The sequence below is a fragment of the Dechloromonas sp. TW-R-39-2 genome, from assembly GCF_016864195.1.
In the GTDB taxonomy this organism is placed as follows: domain Bacteria; phylum Pseudomonadota; class Gammaproteobacteria; order Burkholderiales; family Rhodocyclaceae; genus Azonexus.
Window position 1 is genome coordinate 1,098,005 of record NZ_CP045202.1, and the last position, 17,469, is coordinate 1,115,473.

The window sequence follows — 17,469 nt, forward strand, 5'->3', positions numbered from 1 at the left end:
GACATGGATCCTAGGCAACTGCGCGAAGCCGCGCTTTACTATCATCGCCACCCGAAGCCGGGCAAGATTGCGGTGACACCCATCAAGCAGCTCACCAACCAGTACGATTTGTCGATGGCCTATTCGCCGGGCGTGGCCTTCGCTTGCGAAGAAATCGTCGCTGATCCGGCCGAAGTCAGCACCCTGACTTCGCGTGCCAATCTGGTCGGTGTGATTACCAACGGGACGGCCGTTCTTGGTCTCGGCGCCATCGGGCCGCTGGCGGCCAAGCCGGTCATGGAAGGCAAGGGCGTTCTGTTCAAAAAATTTGCCAATATCGATGTGTTCGATCTGGAAATCGACGAGCGCGACCCGGACAAGCTGATCGACACGATTGCCTCGCTTGAGCCGACTTTTGGCGGGATCAACCTTGAGGATATCAAGGCGCCAGAGTGTTTCTATATCGAGAAAAAACTGCGGGAACGGATGAAAATCCCCGTGTTCCACGATGATCAGCATGGCACGGCCATCGTTGTCGGTGCTGCGGTTCTGAATGGCCTGCACCTGATCGGAAAAGATCTTTCCAAAGTAAAAATCGTGACCTCAGGGGCGGGCGCTGCCGCGCTTGCCTGTCTTGATTTGTTGGTCATGCTCGGTGCGCCAATTGAAAATATCTGGGTGACCGATATCAAGGGCCTGGTATACGAAGGTCGCGTCGAAGAAATGGACGAGATCAAGGCGCGTTACGCCAAGGTGACCGATCAGCGTTCGCTGGGTGAAGCAATTGCCGATGCCGATGTGTTCCTCGGCCTGTCTGCCGGTGGCGTACTCAAGGGCGAGATGGTTGCCAAAATGGCGGCCAATCCGCTGATTCTCGCCCTGGCCAATCCTACGCCGGAGATCATGCCGGCCGAAGTGACCAAGGTGCGCAGCGATGCCATCATTTGCACCGGTCGCTCCGACTATCCGAATCAGGTCAACAACGTTCTCTGTTTCCCGTTCATTTTCCGCGGTGCTTTGGATGTCGGTGCGACGACGATCACCGAAGAAATGAAAATGGCCGCGGTGAAAGCTATTGCCGAGTTGGCCCGGGCTGAGCAATCGGAAGTGGTAGCTTCGGCTTACGGAGAAAAAGTTTCTGCTTTTGGTCCTGAATACCTGATTCCAAAACCGTTTGACCCGCGCTTGATCGTCAAGATCGCGCCGGCTGTCGCCAAGGCAGGGATGGACTCCGGTGTGGCAACTCGTCCGATCAAGGATTGGGATGCCTACATCCAGGGCTTGAACGAATTTGTGTACCACTCCGGCATGATCATGAAGCCGGTTTTCTCCCAGGCCAAGATGGCGCCCAAGCGCATTGTCTTTGCCGAAGGTGAAGATGAGCGCGTGCTGCGTGCGGTTCAGGTGGTTCGTGATGAAGGCATTGCCTGGCCCGTGCTGATCGGTCGTCACGCCGAAATCAATCGCCGGATCGAAGTGGCGGGGCTGCGGATTCGCGAGGGTGAGGACTTCGAAGTCGTTCATTCGGAAAACTGTGCGTTCTTCGATGAGCATTATGAGGAGTTCTGGAAAACCTATCACGGCTTGATGGAGCGTAAAGGTGTCTCTCCGGACTATGCGCGTCGTGAGGTTCGTCGGCGCAATACTTTGTACGGTGCCTTGATGGTTCACCTTGGCTATGCCGATGGCTTGATTTGCGGGACTTTCGGGCGCCACGAAACGCACCGTGAGTATGTGCAGAGCGTCATCGGTACGCGGGGTGATCTGGATCGCTACTACGCCATGAATTTGCTGATGTTGCCTGGGCGTACCGTATTCATCGGCGATACCTACGTCAATTACGACCCGACGGCCGAGCATCTGACCGACATGGCCTTGCTGGCCGCAGAGGAAATCCGCAATTTCGGTATTCAGCCGAAGGTTGCATTGTTGTCGCACTCAACATTTGGTACCGAAGATACGCCGACCTCGGTCAAGATGCGTGATGTCCTGGCGCAGTTGCAGCAACGGGCTCCCGAACTTGAAGTAGAGGGTGAAATGCACGGCGATGCGGCGCTGGATGAAGAAATTCGTCTTGCCGCCTTCCCGAACTCCCGGCTCAAGGGGCAGGCCAATCTGCTGGTCATGCCGACACTGGATGCAGCGAATATTTCGTTCAACCTGCTCAAAGTGGCGGCGGGCGACAACCTGACCGTTGGTCCGATCCTGCTCGGGGCGGCGAAGCCGGTCAACATCCTGACGCCAACGGCAACGGTTCGTCGCATCGTCAATATGACAGCGCTTACAGTGGTTGATGCTGTATAAATTGTTGCTTTAAGTTGTTGTTGTATCTGCTTATTTTTATTGAAAATTCACACTCTCCTGCTAAACTGGGCTAAAATTTCCCGGTATTGGCAGGAGATCGTGAATGAAGCAAAAACTGAAGGTTGCCCTACTCTTGGGCGCCCTGTTGTCCTTCGGGGTTAATACCTCGCTGCTGGCGTCCAGCACCGCCAAAAATGCGCATGCGCCGACCAAAAAGGTTGCGGCATCTGCTGGCAAGAAAACGACTGTTGCCGCCAAGCCATCATCCAGGCTGGCCGCCAAGAGTTCTCATGGCAAAACGACACATAAAGTAGCGGCGGCTCCTGTGCGGCCTGCGGCCTCTTCTGGTAAGTCTGTTGCGGCTAAATCCGGGAAGAAAACCGTTCATGCCGCGTACGATGCACCTAAAAAGCCGGTGCGCCGTGTCTCGATGGCCGATATCGACCCTGGTCGCCTGGCTCTTTATTCCTCATCGGCTCTGGTGATTGATCAGAGCACCGGGCATGCCGTGCTGGAAAAGCAGCCGGATGCCGTGGTTCCAATCGCTTCGATTTCGAAGCTGATGACCGCCATGGTCGTGCTTGATGCCAAGCTAGACTTGCAGGAAGTCATTTCGATTGGCGAGGAAGATGTCGATAGCTTGAAGGGTACGCGTTCGCGCTTGCCGGTCGGCACCACGATGACGCGCGAAACCGCCATGCTGCTGGCGCTGATGTCCTCAGAGAATCGTGCTGCACATACGCTGGGGCGCCATTATCCCGGCGGCCTGCGGGCATTTGTGACGGCGATGAACAAGAAGGCGCAAGCTTTGGGTATGTACAACTCGCGTTTTGAAGAGCCGACCGGGTTGTCGAGCAACAATGTATCAACCGCCCATGACCTGGCTCGCATGGTGACCGCTGCGGCGCGTTATCCGGAAATTCGTAGTTATTCGACGACTGCTGAAGCCAAGGTGGAATTGAATGGCCGGGTTCATAACTTCGGAACGACCAATCCGCTGGTGCGCAGCGATAGCTGGGAAATCGGGGTGTCGAAAACCGGCTATATCTCCGAAGCCGGGCGTTGCTTGGTCATGCAGGCGCGCGTGGCTGACAAGCCGGTCGTGATCGTGCTGCTTGACTCGGCTGGCAAGATGACCCGGGTTGGGGATGCGAATCGGATCAAGCGCTGGATGGAAAGTGCCAGCCTGAGCAGCGAGCGTCGCCGCGTTTGATCGGGTGACTGTGCGTTTGCGAAATAAGGCCGCTGTTTGCGGCCTTATTTTTTGGGGCCGAGATAGCCGAGCGCATGCGAGACCGCATCCGCTGTTTGTTTGATCTTGGCAACCCATTCCGGATCGTGACGATCCGCAGGAGCGGAGACCGACAGCGCTGCGACAATATTGCCTTCATCGTCGCGAATCGGCGCGGCCAGGCACTTCAAGCCGATTTCAGCCTCTTCATCATCGTAGGCAATATCGTGGCGGCGAACTTTATCAAGCTCTTTTTCCAGGGCGGCCAGCGTGGTCAGCGAGTGTGGCGTCTTGCCCGGCAGGCCGGTCCGTTTCGCGTAGTCGCGTATTTTTTGTGGATTGTCGGCCGCCAGGAAGAGTTTGCCGAGCGACGTCAGGTGCAAGGGGGCTCGCCCACCGACGAGATAAACGACACGAACCAGCGAACGACCGGATGAGGTGCGTTCAAGGTAGACGATTTCATCGTCGTGGCGGGCGCCAAGATTGATCGCTTCGCCGATCGACTCGTGCAGTTCCTGCATGAACGGGAGCGCGACTTCGCGAAGATTGATGCGCGATTTGACAATCGCGCCAAGCTCCAGAAGACGGATGCCCAGTCGATAGGTGCCGGCATCTTGACGTTCGACAAAGCGCGCATTGCACATTGCTGCGAGAATGCGGTGTGCGGTCGATGGATGCAGGTCGGTCGCGCCAGCCAGTTGTTTCAGGCTGGTTGCTTCGGGGGCGTCAGCGAGCGCGTCGAGCAGCGACATCATGCGTTCGATGACCTGGATTGAGCCGGGAGTTTTTGCAGACCCGTTGGCAGCTTCTGACAACTGGATTCCTTTATTGGTGCTGTTTGAGTAGCATTAGCCACTTTATTTTCTTGTGCGCCGCAATATTAGCATGCGCTTAGCTCTGTACGTTACCTGCCTGGTGGACCTGATGCGACCCTCGGTCGGCTTTGCGACCCTGCGTCTGCTTGAGTCTGCCGGTTGCGAAGTGGTTATCCCCGAGGGGCAGACTTGCTGCGGTCAACCGGCCTGGAGTGCTGGAAATCGCAAGCTGGCTGTCGATCTGGCGAAGAAGGCGATTGCCGAACTTGAAGCTTACGACTATGTCGTGATTCCCTCGGGTTCGTGTACCGATCAAATTCGCAACGTCTATCCGCCCTTGCTGGCCGATGACCCGGCCTGGGCGGCGCGTGCGTCGGCTGTCGCCGGTCGAACGTACGAGTTGACCAGCTTTCTGGTCGATGTGCTGAAGCAGGAGGATAGTCTGGCCTCGCATTTTTCGGGCAGCGTGACTTACCACGACTCATGCAAGGGACTGCGTTCGCTGGGCATCAAGCAGCAACCACGGACCTTGTTGATGAAAGTGGCCGGAGCCGAGCTCAAGGAAATGTCCGATTGCGAAGAATGCTGCGGCTTTGGCGGCGCATTCTCGGTCAAGTTCGGCGATGTTTCGACCCGTATCGTCGATCGTAAATGCGATTCGATTGCGGCGGCCGGAGCGGAGGTTGTGGCCGGCGGCGATCTGGGCTGCCTGATGAATATCGAAGGGCGTTTGCGTCGTCGCGGCGATGAAACGACGCGGGTTTTGCATATTGCTGAAATCCTTGCCGGGGGCGGTGATTGATGAGTGCGGCCAAGCATTCGCAGGCGATGCATTTCCAGGCTCGGGCCGGAGAGAAGATCAGAAATCCGGTGTTGCAGCGAGCGTTGCAAAAAGCCAAGCCGTTGTTTGTCGGCAAGCGGGCCAAGGGGATTGCTGCATTGCCTGAGGATGGGCTGGATTTCGAGGGGCTGCGTTCGGCTTGTGAAGAGATCCGCAATCGCGTTTTGAGCGATCTCGATGTCTGGCTCGATATTTTCGAAGAGCGGGCCAGGGCCAGTGGTGCCGAGGTGCTCTGGGCGCGCGACGGTGACGAAATCTGCGATCTGGTGATCGATGTGGCACGTCGCCATGGTGTCACCAAGGCGGCCAAATCGAAGTCAATGCTGTCGGAAGAGGCGCATCTCAACGAGGCGCTTGCCGCTGCCGGCATCCAGCCGGTCGAAACCGACCTCGGTGAGTACATCATCCAGCTGGCTGGGGAAACGCCATCGCACATCATCGCTCCGGCGGTGCATAAGACGATCGACGAGGTCGAGGCGCTGTTTGCCAGAGAGCATGGCCGGGCCGAGCAACAACGTACGTCGGCTGATATCCCGGCCATGACGCGTGAGGCGCGCCAGGTGCTGCGCCAGCATTTTCTCAGCGCCGAGATGGGGATTACCGGCGCCAATTTCCTGATTGCCGAAACCGGCTCGGCTTCGCTGGTGACCAACGAGGGCAACGGTCGCATGGTGACGACCTTGCCCAAGGTACATGTCGTGATTACCGGGATCGAGAAGATTGTGCCGACCCTGGAGGATTTCGCCACCCTGATGCGCCTTTTGCCGCGCTCGGCCACCGGGCAAACCATTTCGAATTATGTTTCGCTGTTGACCGGGACAAAGCAGCCGGGCGATCAGGATGGGCCGGAAAAGACAGTTTTCATCCTGGTCGATAATGGTCGCGCCAAGCTGCTGGGTTCGGCCTATCAGGAGATGCTGCGCTGTATTCGTTGCGGCGCCTGCATGAACCATTGCCCGGTTTATTTTTCGCTGGGTGGGCATGCCTACGGCTGGGTTTATCCCGGCCCGATGGGCTCGGTGCTGACGCCGCTATATACCGGCCTCGAAAATGCACTGGATTTGCCGCATGCGTCGACCGGTTGCAATCAGTGTGGCAGCGTCTGTCCGGTGCGCATTCCCTTGCCCAAATTGATGCATCGCCTGCGCGAGGATCAGGTCGACGGCGGCCTGCGGCCATGGTCTGAAAGCCTGGCCTTGCGCGCCTGGGCTTGGCTGGCCGGCAAGCCGGCACTGTATCGTTGGGTGATGCGTCGTGCTGCGCGTTACCTGCAATGGCTGGCCGACGACAGCGGCCGTATCCGCATTTTGGGCCTGGCGCCGGGGTGGACCGCAGGACGCGATCTGACGCCGCCCGATGGTAAGACATTCCACGAACTTTACGCAGCAAGAAAGAGAACCTGAACATGGATTTTTCTCCCGAAGGCCCGAAGGCCATTCCCTTGTGGATCAACGGTCACGCATTCCTGACCGCCGGCGACCGCTTTTATGAAGTCAGCAATCCGGCGACCGGCGAAGCTATCCGCCGGGTGCCGCTGTCCGGCGCAGCCGAAGCCGCCGAAGCTGCAGGAGCGGCGCTTGCAGCGCAGTCGGTCTGGGCCGACATGGGGCTGCAGGCACGGCGGGTTTGCCTGGCCAGGCTGGCCGACGAACTCGATCGTTACAGCGGGCACTTTGCCAAGCTTCTGCTCGCCGAATCGGGTCTGGATGAAGCGGCGGCAAGTGCTGAAGTCGTTGCTGCGGTCGACGCCTTGCGCGGGGCCAGTGTGGGCGAGACCGGCGTGATCGGGCTGGTGCTCGATGCGACGCAGCCGCTGGCCAACTTTGCCCGAGTTGCTGCGCCGGCACTGATGGCCGGTGCAACCATTGTCGTCAAGCCAAGCCCGAAAGCGCCCTCGGCCATTTTTGCCTTGTGCGAACTGTCGTCTCGCGCCGAATGGCCGGCCGGCGTTCTCAACCTGGTGCATGGCGATACGGCAGCCATTGAAGGGCTGTGCGCCTCGACGGTCGATCGCCTGGTCTATGTCGGCCACGCCGCCCTGGGCGAGCAGATTGCGACGATTGCGGCCGCCGCCGGCAAGACCTTCTGCGCCCAGGCCGACTGATGCAGCGCATCGTTTACCTCGATCGTGCTTCGATCCCGGTCGAGGTTTTTCGTCCGGCCTTCAACTGCGACTGGGTTGAGTATCCGAAAACGGCGGCAGCGGATGTCGTTGCGCGTCTGGCCGGGGCAACGATAGCCATCACGAACAAGGTGCCGATCGATGCTGCTGCGGTCGACGCGCTGCCTGAGCTGAAAATGATCGCTGTCGCGGCCACCGGGGCCAATCATATCGATCTGGATGCCTGCCGGCGTCGTGGCATCGTTGTTTCGAACATTCGCGGTTATGCCGAACACACGGTACCGGAGCATGTTTTTGCGCTGCTCCTGGCCTTGTCGCGCAATCTCCTGGCCTGGCGCGCGACGCTGCAGGCCGGTGCCTGGCAGCAGTCCGAACAGTTCTGCCTGTTCAATCATCCGATCCAGGATTTGCATGGTGCAACACTAGGTCTGGTCGGCAGTGGCAGTCTGGGCAACGGTGTCGCCCGTTTGGCCGAAGCTTTCGGCATGCGTGTCCTGCGGGCCGAGCGCAAAGGGGCGATACAGGTGCGCCCCGGTTATACCGCCTTCGCCACAGTGCTGGCCGAGGCCGATGCGCTTTCGCTGCACTGCCCGTTAACGGCGGAAACAAGCAGTTTGATTGCGGCTGCCGAGCTGCAGGCGATGAAATCTTCGGCCATCTTGATCAATACCGCGCGCGGCGGGCTGGTCGATGAAGCTGCCCTGATTCAGGCTTTGCGTGAAGGCTGGATTGCCGGTGCCGGGTTTGATGTGGTGACGGCCGAACCGCCGCCAGTCGGGCATCCAATGCTGTTTCCCGAATTGCTGGCTTTGCCCAATTTCATGTTGACGCCGCATGTCGCCTGGTCGAGTCAGCCGGCGATGCGGGCGCTGGCTGATCAGTTGATTGCCAATATTGAAGCTTTTGTTGCGGGCCAGCCGCAAAACCAGCTCGTATGAGCGCCCGCGACGAAATTCTCGAACGCGTTCGGGCCGGTGTCGGCAAGCCCGATTTTGCTGAGCGCCGTGCCGCTGCCGAGGCGCGCCTGAGCAATCCGGTGCGAGGTCCGCAGCCGGTGGTCGGCGATCAGCTGGCCAGCCGTTTTCGGGCTCGAGCCGAAAGCCTGTCGAGCACTGTTGGGCAGGTTGCTGCGCTGGCTGATGTGCCGGCGGCGGTGGCCGCGTTCTTGCACGCCGGGCAGCTTGGCTGCGCGGCCGTGGCGACCGATGATGTGGCTGCGCTCGAATGGGCCGGGGCTGGGCTGGACGTTGTCGCCCGTGCTGCGGTCGACGCCGATCCGGTTGGAATTTCCGGCTGTTTTTGTGCAATTGCCGAAACCGGAACACTGATGCTGTTATCCAGCCCAGGGACGCCGGCAACGGTCAGCCTGCTGCCGGAAACGCACATTGCCCTGGTCTCGGTCGGGCGCATCGTTGCGACGATGGAGGATGCCTTTGCGTTGTTGCGCCGGGAGTCCGCCGGTATGCCGCGTGCGATCAATTTCATCTCAGGGCCGTCACGGACCGGAGATATCGAACAAACCATCGTACTCGGCGCGCATGGCCCATGCCGGGTACATCTGATTCTTGTAGAGGAAACACCATGAGCGCCACTTTTGCCGTCCGCGGCGAATACATCCAGCTTGATCAATTGCTCAAGGCGACCGGCATGTGCGAGTCGGGCGGTGCCGCCCATGCGGCGATTGCCGAAGGACTGGTTGAAGTGGATGGTGCGGTCGACAGTCGAAAACGGGCCAAATTGCGTCCCGGTCAGACCGTCTGTTTTGCCGGTGAAAGCGTCGTCCTGGTGGCTGAGTAACTTTTGTCTGCAAAGCGCGACAGGTCCCACGGGCCTGTCGCTCAGTGGCTGTTCTGTGACCAGCTGGCCGGTTGTTTCCAGTCGGCGATCCAGCCGGCGAGCGCCTGCATCGGCATCGGACGGGCGATGCCGTAGCCTTGTGCCAATTGGCAACCCAGCTTGAGCAGTGCGTCGCCGTGCTCGATGGTTTCGACGCCTTCGGCAATCACGGTTCGATTGAAGGCTTCGGCGAGGCCGATTACCCCTTTGACGATTGCCAGGTTTTCCTGATCGTGCAGCATGTTGCGCACGAAGGACTGGTCGATTTTCAGCGTGTTGGCCGGCAGATGCTTGAGGTAGAGCAGCGAAGAGTAGCCGGTGCCGAAATCGTCCAGGGCAAATGAGACGCCCATGCGCCGGCAGGCCGCGATAACTTCGGCGACGTGCTCGGTATCGTGCAAAGCGGCGGTTTCGAGAATTTCGAGTTCAATCAGGTGGGCCGGCAGGTCCGGGTAGGCCGATATTTGTCCGGCCAGGCGCTGGGCAAAATCCGGCAACTGCAGGTGGCGCGGCGAGATGTTGATGCTGACGCTCAATTCGATGCCTTGCGCAAGCCAATCGTTCAGGTCGCGCAGCGCCTGGTCGATGACCCATTCGCCAAGGGCGATCGACAGGTCGGTGCCTTCGATGCCTGGCAGGAAATTGCCCGGCATGACCAGCCCCTTTTCCGGATGATGCCAACGGATCAGTGCTTCGGCACCAACAACAAGGCCGTGCCGCATATCGACCTTGGGCTGGTAGTGCAGTTCGAACTCACGTTGGAGCAGGGCTTGTCCCAGGCGGTCGATGGCTGAACGTTCGGCCCGTGCGGCCAGGTCTTTTTGCGGGTCGAACATGAAATAGCGATTGCCGCCGCTTTGCTTGGCGATGTACATCGCCTGATCGGCGTGGCGCAGCAGCAAATCGGGGTCTGCGCCATCGTCAGGGTAGATCGTGATCCCGATGCTGGCTGAAATGCGCGCTATTTCGTCATTCAGGATGTAGGGCTGGCTGGTACTGAAAATGATGCGGCGCATCGCTTCGATGCATTCATCGATGCTGCCGAGCTCATTGAGCAGAATGACAAATTCGTCGCCTCCGAGCCGAGCCAGGGTGTCGGTCTGGCGTAGTTCTGTTCGCATCCGGTTGGAGAACTCGATCAGTAGCTGGTCGCCGGCAGCGTGTCCGAGTTTGTCGTTGACCTGTTTGAAACCATCGAGATCAAGCAGGCCGACGGCCAGCAGATGCTTGTTGCGTTGGGCCTGGGCAATCGACATGTGCAGTCGGTCACTGAGCAGCGTGCGATTCGGCAGGCCGGTCAGTGGGTCGTAGTGCGCCAGGTGTTCGAGCCGTTGCTCGTGTTCCTTCTGGATCGTGATGTCGGCAAAGATGCCGACATAGTTGTTAAGCGAACCATCCGGGCCGAAGACGGCGGAAATGGTCAGTAATTCGGCATACAACTCACCGCCCTTTTTCCTGTTCCAGACTTCGCCTTGCCAATAGCCGTTGGCATTCAGCTCGCTCCACATCGTCCGGTAAAACTCGACATTCTGGTGCGGTGACTTGAGCATGCTCGGGCTGTGGCCAATGACATCGCTGCGGCTGTAGCCGGTGATGGCGCAGAAGGCTTCATTGACGTTGATGATCACATTGTTGGCATCGGTGATCATGATGCCTTCGTGGGTGTGCGAGAAGACGCTGGCAACGAGACGCAGTTGTTCCGCCGCCTGATGGCGTTCGGAAACATCGAAGCAGGTGCCGAGGTAGCCGATGAATTGCCCGTTAACGTCATGGAAGGGGCGTCCGATGTCGGTGATCCAGCGGTATTCGCCATCGTGACGGCGCAGGCGGTATTCCATCGAAAAATTCTGGCGATGATGAAATGCGCCAAGGTAAATGTCGATGCAGCGCTGCAGATCATCCGGGTGAACGCCCTCGGCCCAGCCGTCGCCCATTTCCTGCTCCATCGTCCGGCCGGTAAATTCCAGCCAGGTGCGGTTGAAGTAGTCGCATTTCGCATCCAGCCCGGCTCGCCAGATGAGGGCGGGGAAGCTCTCCAGAACGGATAGGTAAAAATCGCGCGATGCGGCCAGTTGCCGTTCGCTGCGAGCCAGTTCGGCGGTGCGTTCGAGTACGCGGTTTTCCAGCCCATCCCTGGCCTGGCGCAGGTCGGCATCGGCTTTTTCCCAGCGCCGTGTTGCAATCGTGGCGACGGTCAGTCCTATACCGCCGGTCAGCAGCAGGATCAGCGCAACCATCAGGACGCTGTTGCGAACCGCATCGGCATGTTCGGCGATGACGCTGTCGAGGCGGCGTTGCAGGAGCAGGCTCCAGCCGCGGTCGAGGTGTTCGACGAAACTCAGCCATTCGACGCCATTTTCGTCGGTCCAGCGACTGAAATGGTTCTCGCCTGGTCTTTCCTCGGCGAGCGACAGCATCGGGTGCCGGTAGCGGACCAACTGGCTTTCAGGGCCGACCTGGTTGGTATCCGTGTGAGCGATCAGTTTGCCCTGGCGGTCGATCAGCAGGCCGACATCGAAGGGAGCGATTTGCTCCGGGCTGACCAGCGCCGACAGTTTGTTGAGCAGGACGACGGCACCGAGGTGGGCATAAATTTCTCCCTGGGCGTCGAGCAAGGGAATGTCGACCACGACGGCCATCTTGCCGTCGGCGCCGATCAGGCTATCGGAAATGGCCGGTTGTTTCGTTTGTTGCGCTTCCTGAAAGTAGGCGCGATCGGATAAGTTGTATTTTTTCAGCGATTTTTGCACGCTGAACGGGTGCGATAGGTAGTGATCGCCGTTAGGCAGCAAAATGAAAACAGCCGAAATGCCCCGGCTGTTCTTGAGCAGAATATCGAGTGTCTTGCGTTTGTCGGCTTCCAGGTAGGGCGGGATACCGTTGAGTGTGCGATCGATGCGGTCGACTGACTCAAGATGGGCAAATTGCCGGAGCTGTGCCGTATAGCCAAGCACGGCGCGGGCTTCATCGATCTTGTCCTGCATCGCCTCGGCAATGGCGTGAACCAGTGCCTTGTGCTCGATTGGCCAGCGTTCGACCGCCAGTTTCCGGTGCGAATGCTCAAGAAAAATGGCAATCGTGATCAGCGCGATAAGCGCAGGCAATACGAACGAAAGCAGAATTTTCTGCTTTTGTGTCATCAATCCTCCGGGTGTGGTCGGTAATATTTTTTTACCTTGTGGAGGAAATGATAAATCAATTCACTGCTTCTTGTTTTGATGTGCCCTAGGCTTTTGAGACACTGTGTCTTTGGTGTGCGTTTGGATTTGTATTGGTCTTGTAAATATTCATCAAGCAAGGCTTTGGCTTGTTTTTGAGTCGCATTGTTTCGGCGGAGTGGTTTTTGGTGAATAAAAAAGGGCGGGAGATAAAACTCCCACCCTTTTTTCATCGCTTATTGCTCAAGGTAGCATGAACGATGCTTTTTCCCTGACGCGAATGTCCTTGTCTTCCTGCGCCACGATCTCGAAGTGAATCTGGTTGGCGCCCTTCTTGCCAGCCTCCGGCGCGGTGCGAACGACGGTCATGAAGGATTGCAATGTCGCGGCGGGTACTTCGACTTCATTGGCGCCATCGATTTCGATCTCAGGGAGGCCGTCGACCGTAACTTTGTAGCGATGCGCCTGTTCTTCTGTATTCATGATCTGCAATGTGAATACATTCTCGATGCGGCCGTCGTCCGCTTCGCGGGCGAGACTTGAGCGGTCGCGGATAATGTCGACCTTGAGTGGGATACGGTGCACCAGGAACCAGGCGCTCAAGCCGGTGATCAGTGCCAGGATGGCGGTGTACAGCAGGATGCGCGGGCGGATGATGTGGCTGAAAATATCCTTGCGCGTCATGTGCTTGGCCATGGCGTTTTCAGTCGAATAGCGAACCAGGCCACGCGGCAGGCCGACTTTGTCCATCACCTGGTCACAAACGTCGATACAGGCGGCGCACCCGATGCACTCGTATTGCAGGCCGTTGCGGATGTCGATGCCGGTTGGGCAGACGACAACGCACTGGCCGCAATCGACGCAATCACCCAGTCCGGCAGCCTTGGCGTCGACGCCTTTCTTGCGTGCGCCACGGGTTTCGCCGCGCTCCGGGTCGTAGGTGATGATCAGCGTGTCCGGGTCGAACATCACGCTCTGGAAGCGGGCGTAGGGGCACATGTGCTTGCAGACCTGCTCGCGCATGAAACCGGCCATCAGGTAGGTGAAGCCGCCGTAGAAAAAGATCCAGAAAGTCTCCCATGGCCCGAGGTTCCAGGTCATGAACGATTCGGTCAGTTCCTTGACTGGCGTGAAGTAGCCAACCAGGGTGAAGCCGGTGATCAATGAAAAAAGTAGCCACAACCCGTGCTTGGTGATGCGCAGGCGCAGTTTGCGGGCATCCATCGGGGCCTTGTCGAGCTTCAGGCGGGCATTGCGGTCGCCTTCGACCCAGTTTTCGATCCACATGAAAATCTGGGTGTAGACCGTCTGTGGACAGGCATAGCCGCAAAACAGGCGTCCGGCAATGGCGGTGACCAGGAACAGGGCATAAGCCGAAACGATCAGCAGGGCAGCCAGGTAAATCACATCCTGTGGCCAGAAAACCATGCCGAAGATGTAGAACTTGCGTTCAACCATGTGCAGCAGGATGGCCTGGCGACCATTCCATTCAAGCCACAGGCCGCCGTAGAAAAGAATCTGGGTGAACAGGACAAGGGCGATCCGCCAGTTGTCGAAATAGCCTCGGACTCCCTTGGCCTGGATTTTTTTGCGCTTTTCGTAGAACGAGACTTTTACGGGCGTCTCGGGGGTGGGGCTGACTGGGGGCTGGCTCATTGATCCTCTGTTCGTCAAAAGCAAAAAGTCGGAAACCGGGTGTCTGGCATGAATCAGTCGGACTGCATAAGCAGGCCTGCGGGGCTTACTATAAATCGAATGCTGCCCGGCTGTTCCAGATTTTCCGGGACCGGCTTTTCCGGCCGGAGAGCGGCCTGCCAAGCCGGTATTTCCCCGGTTTCCTGAACATCATGTATCAAGATGCGTGCCTGAATTAGTTCGGATGAATTAGTCTTTTCTGATCAATGCCTTGTCGTATTTTGTCGGCGTCGGGCTTGGTGTTCTTCGGGGCTTTCTGTCAATATTGGCAAAATTTCTTGGCTTTGATGACAAAAATGGCATGACGGCACATTTTCTCAGCGAACTGATTTCCTTCCTCGATGGCTTGCCTGAGCCGCGTATCGTGATGAATGCCGATTACCGGATCATTGCGGCAAATGCGGCGTATATCCGCGAGTTTGGTGCCGGGAAAAGCATCACCGGACGTTGCTGTTACGAGGTTTCCCATCACTTTGACGTGCCCTGCGACCAGGCGGGTGAATCGTGTCCGCTGAAACTGAGTCTGGAGGCCGGTGCGCCGCAGCGCGTCCTGCATCTGCACCACACCCCGCGCGGCGAGGAGCATGTCGATGTCCAGACCACGCCCATTCGGGATGGTGCCGGGCAGATCGCCTATTTCGTCGAAACCATGCGTGTCGTTCGTCAGGCCAGCAGCCGGCCGGCGGCACAAGGCCTGGTCGGGCGTTCACCGGCGTTCATCGGGATGCTGGAGAAAGTCCTGCGGGTTGCCAATTCGAATGCCGCCGTCCTCCTGCTTGGTGAAACCGGTACCGGCAAGGAGCTGGTCGCCCATGCCATTCACGAGGCCAGTGCTCGAGAAGATGGGCCGTTTGTTGCGGTCGACTGTGCCGGCATGACGGAAACGCTTTTTGAAAGCGAGTTGTTCGGTTACGAAAAAGGTGCGTTTACTGGTGCGACCCATCGCAAACAGGGGCTGGTTGAGGCCGCCAGCGGCGGCACGCTGTTTCTCGATGAAATCGGTGAGTTGCCGCTTGCCTTGCAGGTCAAATTGTTGCGTCTGCTGGAGACGGGGACGTATCGCCGGGTCGGCGGGCTGGATTGGTTGCCGGTCGATTTCCGGTTGATTGCGGCGACGCACCGTGATTTGCGGGCGATGGTGCAGGCCGAAAGTTTTCGCCGCGATCTTTATTTTCGGATCAATACCTTCCCGATTCGGACGCCGGCGCTGCACGAACGGGCCAGTGACATTCCCTTGCTTGCTGCATCGCTGCTTGAGCGGGTCGACCGCAAGACCGGCCGGCATTTCTCGCCGGCGGCATTGGATTGGCTGAGTACCCGACGGTACGCCGGAAATATTCGTGAGTTACGCAACCTGATCGAGCGCGCCACGCTGATGGCTGACGGTGACACGGTCGACCTGCCGCATTTGTCCGAAATGGATGACGATGTGCCGGCGGTTTTGCCGGCCAGTGGCGATGCCTTCCAGCTGGAACAGGTCGTTGCGCTAGCCGATCTTGAGCGGCGCTACCTGACGTGGGCCAAGGCCCGGCCAGGTTTTGAACTGCCCTCGCTGGCGGAGCAGCTGGGGATCAGCCAGCGGACGCTTTACCGGAAGCTGCAGGGGGCGGCGGGGCTGGCCAGTCAAAGGGAGGCATCATGAATCTTGGCGATCTTGAGGTTTTTGTTCGCGCGGCAGATAGCGGCAGTCTTTCGGCTGCGGCGCGTTTCCTCGATCTTTCTCCTGCCGTGGCCAGCGCCGCGTTGAAGCGTCTGGAGGCGTCGGTCGGCGTCGTGCTGTTGTTGCGCTCGACACGTAGCCTGCGTCTGAGCAATGAGGGGGAGCGCTTTCTGCCCGCAGCTCGTTTGGCGCTGAATGAGCTGCGCAACGCCAGGGATCAATTGTCCGGTGCCCGGCAAGTGATTCGCGACAGCCTGCAAATTTCGCTGCCCTCCGATCTGGGGCGCAATTTGATGCTGGCCTGGCTGGACGAGTTTTTGTTGCGCTATCCCGAAGTCAGCCTGCGACTCAATTTTTCCGACCGGCTGGCGGATATCTATCGCCAGCCGGTTGATTTGGCGATTCGCTACGGTATCCCGGTCGACTCTGCGTTGGTAGCCGTTCCCTTGCTGCCGGACAATCGGCGTGTGCTTTGTGCTGCACCGGCCTATATCGCCGAGCATGGCGATTTGTCATCTCCGCTCGACTTGCCCGCACACAACTGCCTGCGCTTCCGGCTGGCCGATGAACTGCATGAGCAGTGGTCATTCAGTCGGGGAGATGAAAAAATCAATGTGGCGGTCAGCGGCAACCGGCTGGCCGACGATGGCGACGTCGTTCGTCGCTGGGCCTTGTCCGGTCAAGGGATTGCCTACAAGTCGCGCCTCGACGTGGCGCCGGATCTTGCCGCCGGCCGGCTGGTCGAGCTTTGCCCGTCATGGCAGGGCGAATTGGCACCGCTGTCGCTTGTCTGCGCCGACCGCCGCCAGCTTTCGCCAACCGTGGTCTTGCTGCGCGAGCATTTGCGACATTGCTGCCAGTCTGTTTGAGGCGGTTCTGCGCCCCGCTCAGTCAGCTTGGTCGCCTGGCGAGCCTTCATTCATGCCGGTCTGCGCAAACCATTGTTCGAGAAACTCAACGCAGACCTTGACCTTGGCCGAGACCGAGAGTCGTGATGGATAGACCGCCCAGACATCGGCCTGCTGGAAATAGCGAGGCAGGACTGGTAGCAACTGGCCGGCTTCGATTTCACGGCGGATATCCCAGGTCGACCGCAGGATGATGCCGTGCCCGTCGATCGCCCACTGGCGGACAATTTCGCCATTGTTGGCAGAGAGCGGGCCACTCACCTTGATGGCAACCGGGCCGTCCGGCCCATCCAGTTCCCAGCGCCCGAAATCCTGATCGCGTTCGCGGATGGCAATGCAGCGATGGTTCTTCAATTCATCGAGAGATTGCGGCATTCCATAACATTCAAGATAGCTCGGTGCCGCGCACAGTACCCGCTGGTTTCGGGCAATCCGGCGTTTGATGACGTTGCCTTCGCGGACCTGGCCGATCCGGATGTCGAGCTGAAAACCTTCATCAACCAGGTCGACCGGGCGATCAAAGAGCTCAAGCTGGATTTCTAATTGCGGGAATTGCCTGGCCAGTTGCGAGAGTGCCGGCGCCAGGCGGCTACGCCCGAAACCGGTGCTGCTGCAAATTCGCAGCAGCCCGCTCGGCGCCGCCTTCTCGCGCGAAATGGCCTCGCCCATCAGATCGACATCTTCCTGGATACGCTGGGCCCATTGATGAACGATTTCGCCCTGCGCGGTCAGTGAGACATTGCGCGTCGTGCGATGGAACAGCCGCTCCTGGACCGCGGCTTCAAGCAGGGCGATGCGCTTGCTGATGACTGCCTTGGAAACGCCCAGTTCGCGGGCGGTTTCGGCAAAACTGCGGTTGCGTGCGACGACGCAGAGCAGGCGTAGATCGTCAAGTTGAGGTTTTGCGTTCACGAATCGTA

The 17,469-nt window shown here is 58.8% G+C and carries 15 protein-coding genes; 10 read left to right on the top strand and 5 right to left on the bottom strand.

The window, feature by feature from the left end; all coding sequences use genetic code 11:
* The first annotated feature begins 3 nt into the window (after positions 1 to 3).
* Both GBK02_RS05375 and pbpG read left to right on the top strand, forming a co-directional pair.
* Complete coding sequence (locus tag GBK02_RS05375) at positions 4 to 2,283, top strand: NADP-dependent malic enzyme (RefSeq protein ID WP_203468715.1); 2,280 nt, start codon at positions 4 to 6, stop codon at positions 2,281 to 2,283.
* Positions 2,284 to 2,386: 103 nt separating this feature from the next.
* Complete coding sequence (pbpG, locus tag GBK02_RS05380; protein WP_203468716.1) at positions 2,387 to 3,496, top strand: D-alanyl-D-alanine endopeptidase; 1,110 nt, start codon at positions 2,387 to 2,389, stop codon at positions 3,494 to 3,496.
* A gap of 44 nt (positions 3,497 to 3,540) precedes the next feature.
* Here pbpG and GBK02_RS05385 read toward each other — a convergent pair whose 3' ends face one another.
* Complete coding sequence (locus GBK02_RS05385) at positions 3,541 to 4,269, bottom strand: IclR family transcriptional regulator (RefSeq protein WP_203469307.1); 729 nt, start codon at positions 4,267 to 4,269, stop codon at positions 3,541 to 3,543.
* A 130-nt stretch (positions 4,270 to 4,399) separates the two neighbouring features.
* On the opposite strand from GBK02_RS05385, the gene GBK02_RS05390 reads away from it, so the two are divergent.
* The 6 genes from GBK02_RS05390 to GBK02_RS05415 are packed head-to-tail and all read left to right on the top strand — an operon-like array spanning position 4,400 to position 9,089.
* Positions 4,400 to 5,131 (top strand): (Fe-S)-binding protein, encoded by a 732-nt coding sequence (locus GBK02_RS05390; protein ID WP_203468717.1) that lies wholly within the window; start codon positions 4,400 to 4,402, stop codon positions 5,129 to 5,131.
* Entirely contained in the window at positions 5,131 to 6,573 is a 1,443-nt protein-coding gene (locus GBK02_RS05395) for a LutB/LldF family L-lactate oxidation iron-sulfur protein (protein ID WP_203468718.1), read from the top strand. The genes GBK02_RS05390 and GBK02_RS05395 overlap by 1 nt, the downstream gene beginning before the upstream one ends.
* A 2-nt stretch (positions 6,574 to 6,575) precedes the next feature.
* Positions 6,576 to 7,274: an aldehyde dehydrogenase family protein gene (locus GBK02_RS05400; RefSeq protein WP_203468719.1), complete on the top strand. Its 699-nt coding sequence runs from the start codon at positions 6,576 to 6,578 to the stop codon at positions 7,272 to 7,274.
* Positions 7,274 to 8,230, top strand: coding sequence for a D-2-hydroxyacid dehydrogenase (locus GBK02_RS05405; RefSeq protein ID WP_203468720.1), 957 nt, complete (start codon positions 7,274 to 7,276; stop codon positions 8,228 to 8,230). The genes GBK02_RS05400 and GBK02_RS05405 overlap by 1 nt, the downstream gene beginning before the upstream one ends.
* Positions 8,227 to 8,877: a lactate utilization protein C gene (locus tag GBK02_RS05410; protein WP_203468721.1), complete on the top strand. Its 651-nt coding sequence runs from the start codon at positions 8,227 to 8,229 to the stop codon at positions 8,875 to 8,877. The genes GBK02_RS05405 and GBK02_RS05410 overlap by 4 nt, the downstream gene beginning before the upstream one ends.
* Entirely contained in the window at positions 8,874 to 9,089 is a 216-nt protein-coding gene (locus tag GBK02_RS05415; protein ID WP_203468722.1) for an RNA-binding S4 domain-containing protein, read from the top strand. The genes GBK02_RS05410 and GBK02_RS05415 overlap by 4 nt, the downstream gene beginning before the upstream one ends.
* A gap of 41 nt (positions 9,090 to 9,130) precedes the next feature.
* Here GBK02_RS05415 and GBK02_RS05420 read toward each other — a convergent pair whose 3' ends face one another.
* From GBK02_RS05420 to ccoG, 3 genes are read right to left on the bottom strand one after another with little or no spacing between them, the layout of a single operon-like run.
* Positions 9,131 to 12,268: an EAL domain-containing protein gene (locus GBK02_RS05420; RefSeq protein ID WP_203468723.1), complete on the bottom strand. Its 3,138-nt coding sequence runs from the start codon at positions 12,266 to 12,268 to the stop codon at positions 9,131 to 9,133.
* The gene (locus tag GBK02_RS05425; RefSeq protein WP_203468724.1) at positions 12,268 to 12,519 is read right to left on the bottom strand and encodes a hypothetical protein; all 252 of its coding nucleotides are present in this window, start codon (positions 12,517 to 12,519) and stop codon (positions 12,268 to 12,270) included. The genes GBK02_RS05420 and GBK02_RS05425 overlap by 1 nt, the downstream gene beginning before the upstream one ends.
* Positions 12,520 to 12,529: 10 nt before the next feature.
* Entirely contained in the window at positions 12,530 to 13,942 is a 1,413-nt protein-coding gene (gene ccoG, locus GBK02_RS05430; RefSeq protein ID WP_203468725.1) for a cytochrome c oxidase accessory protein CcoG, read from the bottom strand.
* A 340-nt stretch (positions 13,943 to 14,282) separates the two neighbouring features.
* Here ccoG and GBK02_RS05435 point away from each other — a divergent pair, with 340 nt between their 5' ends.
* Positions 14,283 to 15,623: a sigma-54-dependent Fis family transcriptional regulator gene (locus GBK02_RS05435; protein ID WP_203468726.1), complete on the top strand. Its 1,341-nt coding sequence runs from the start codon at positions 14,283 to 14,285 to the stop codon at positions 15,621 to 15,623.
* Positions 15,620 to 16,510 (top strand): LysR family transcriptional regulator, encoded by an 891-nt coding sequence (locus tag GBK02_RS05440; protein ID WP_203468727.1) that lies wholly within the window; start codon positions 15,620 to 15,622, stop codon positions 16,508 to 16,510. The genes GBK02_RS05435 and GBK02_RS05440 overlap by 4 nt, the downstream gene beginning before the upstream one ends.
* An 18-nt stretch (positions 16,511 to 16,528) precedes the next feature.
* Here the strand turns inward: GBK02_RS05440 and GBK02_RS05445 are convergent, their stop codons facing one another.
* A complete protein-coding gene (locus GBK02_RS05445) occupies positions 16,529 to 17,461 on the bottom strand; it encodes a LysR family transcriptional regulator (protein ID WP_203468728.1) in 933 nt (310 codons plus the stop codon).
* Positions 17,462 to 17,469: the final 8 nt, after the last annotated feature.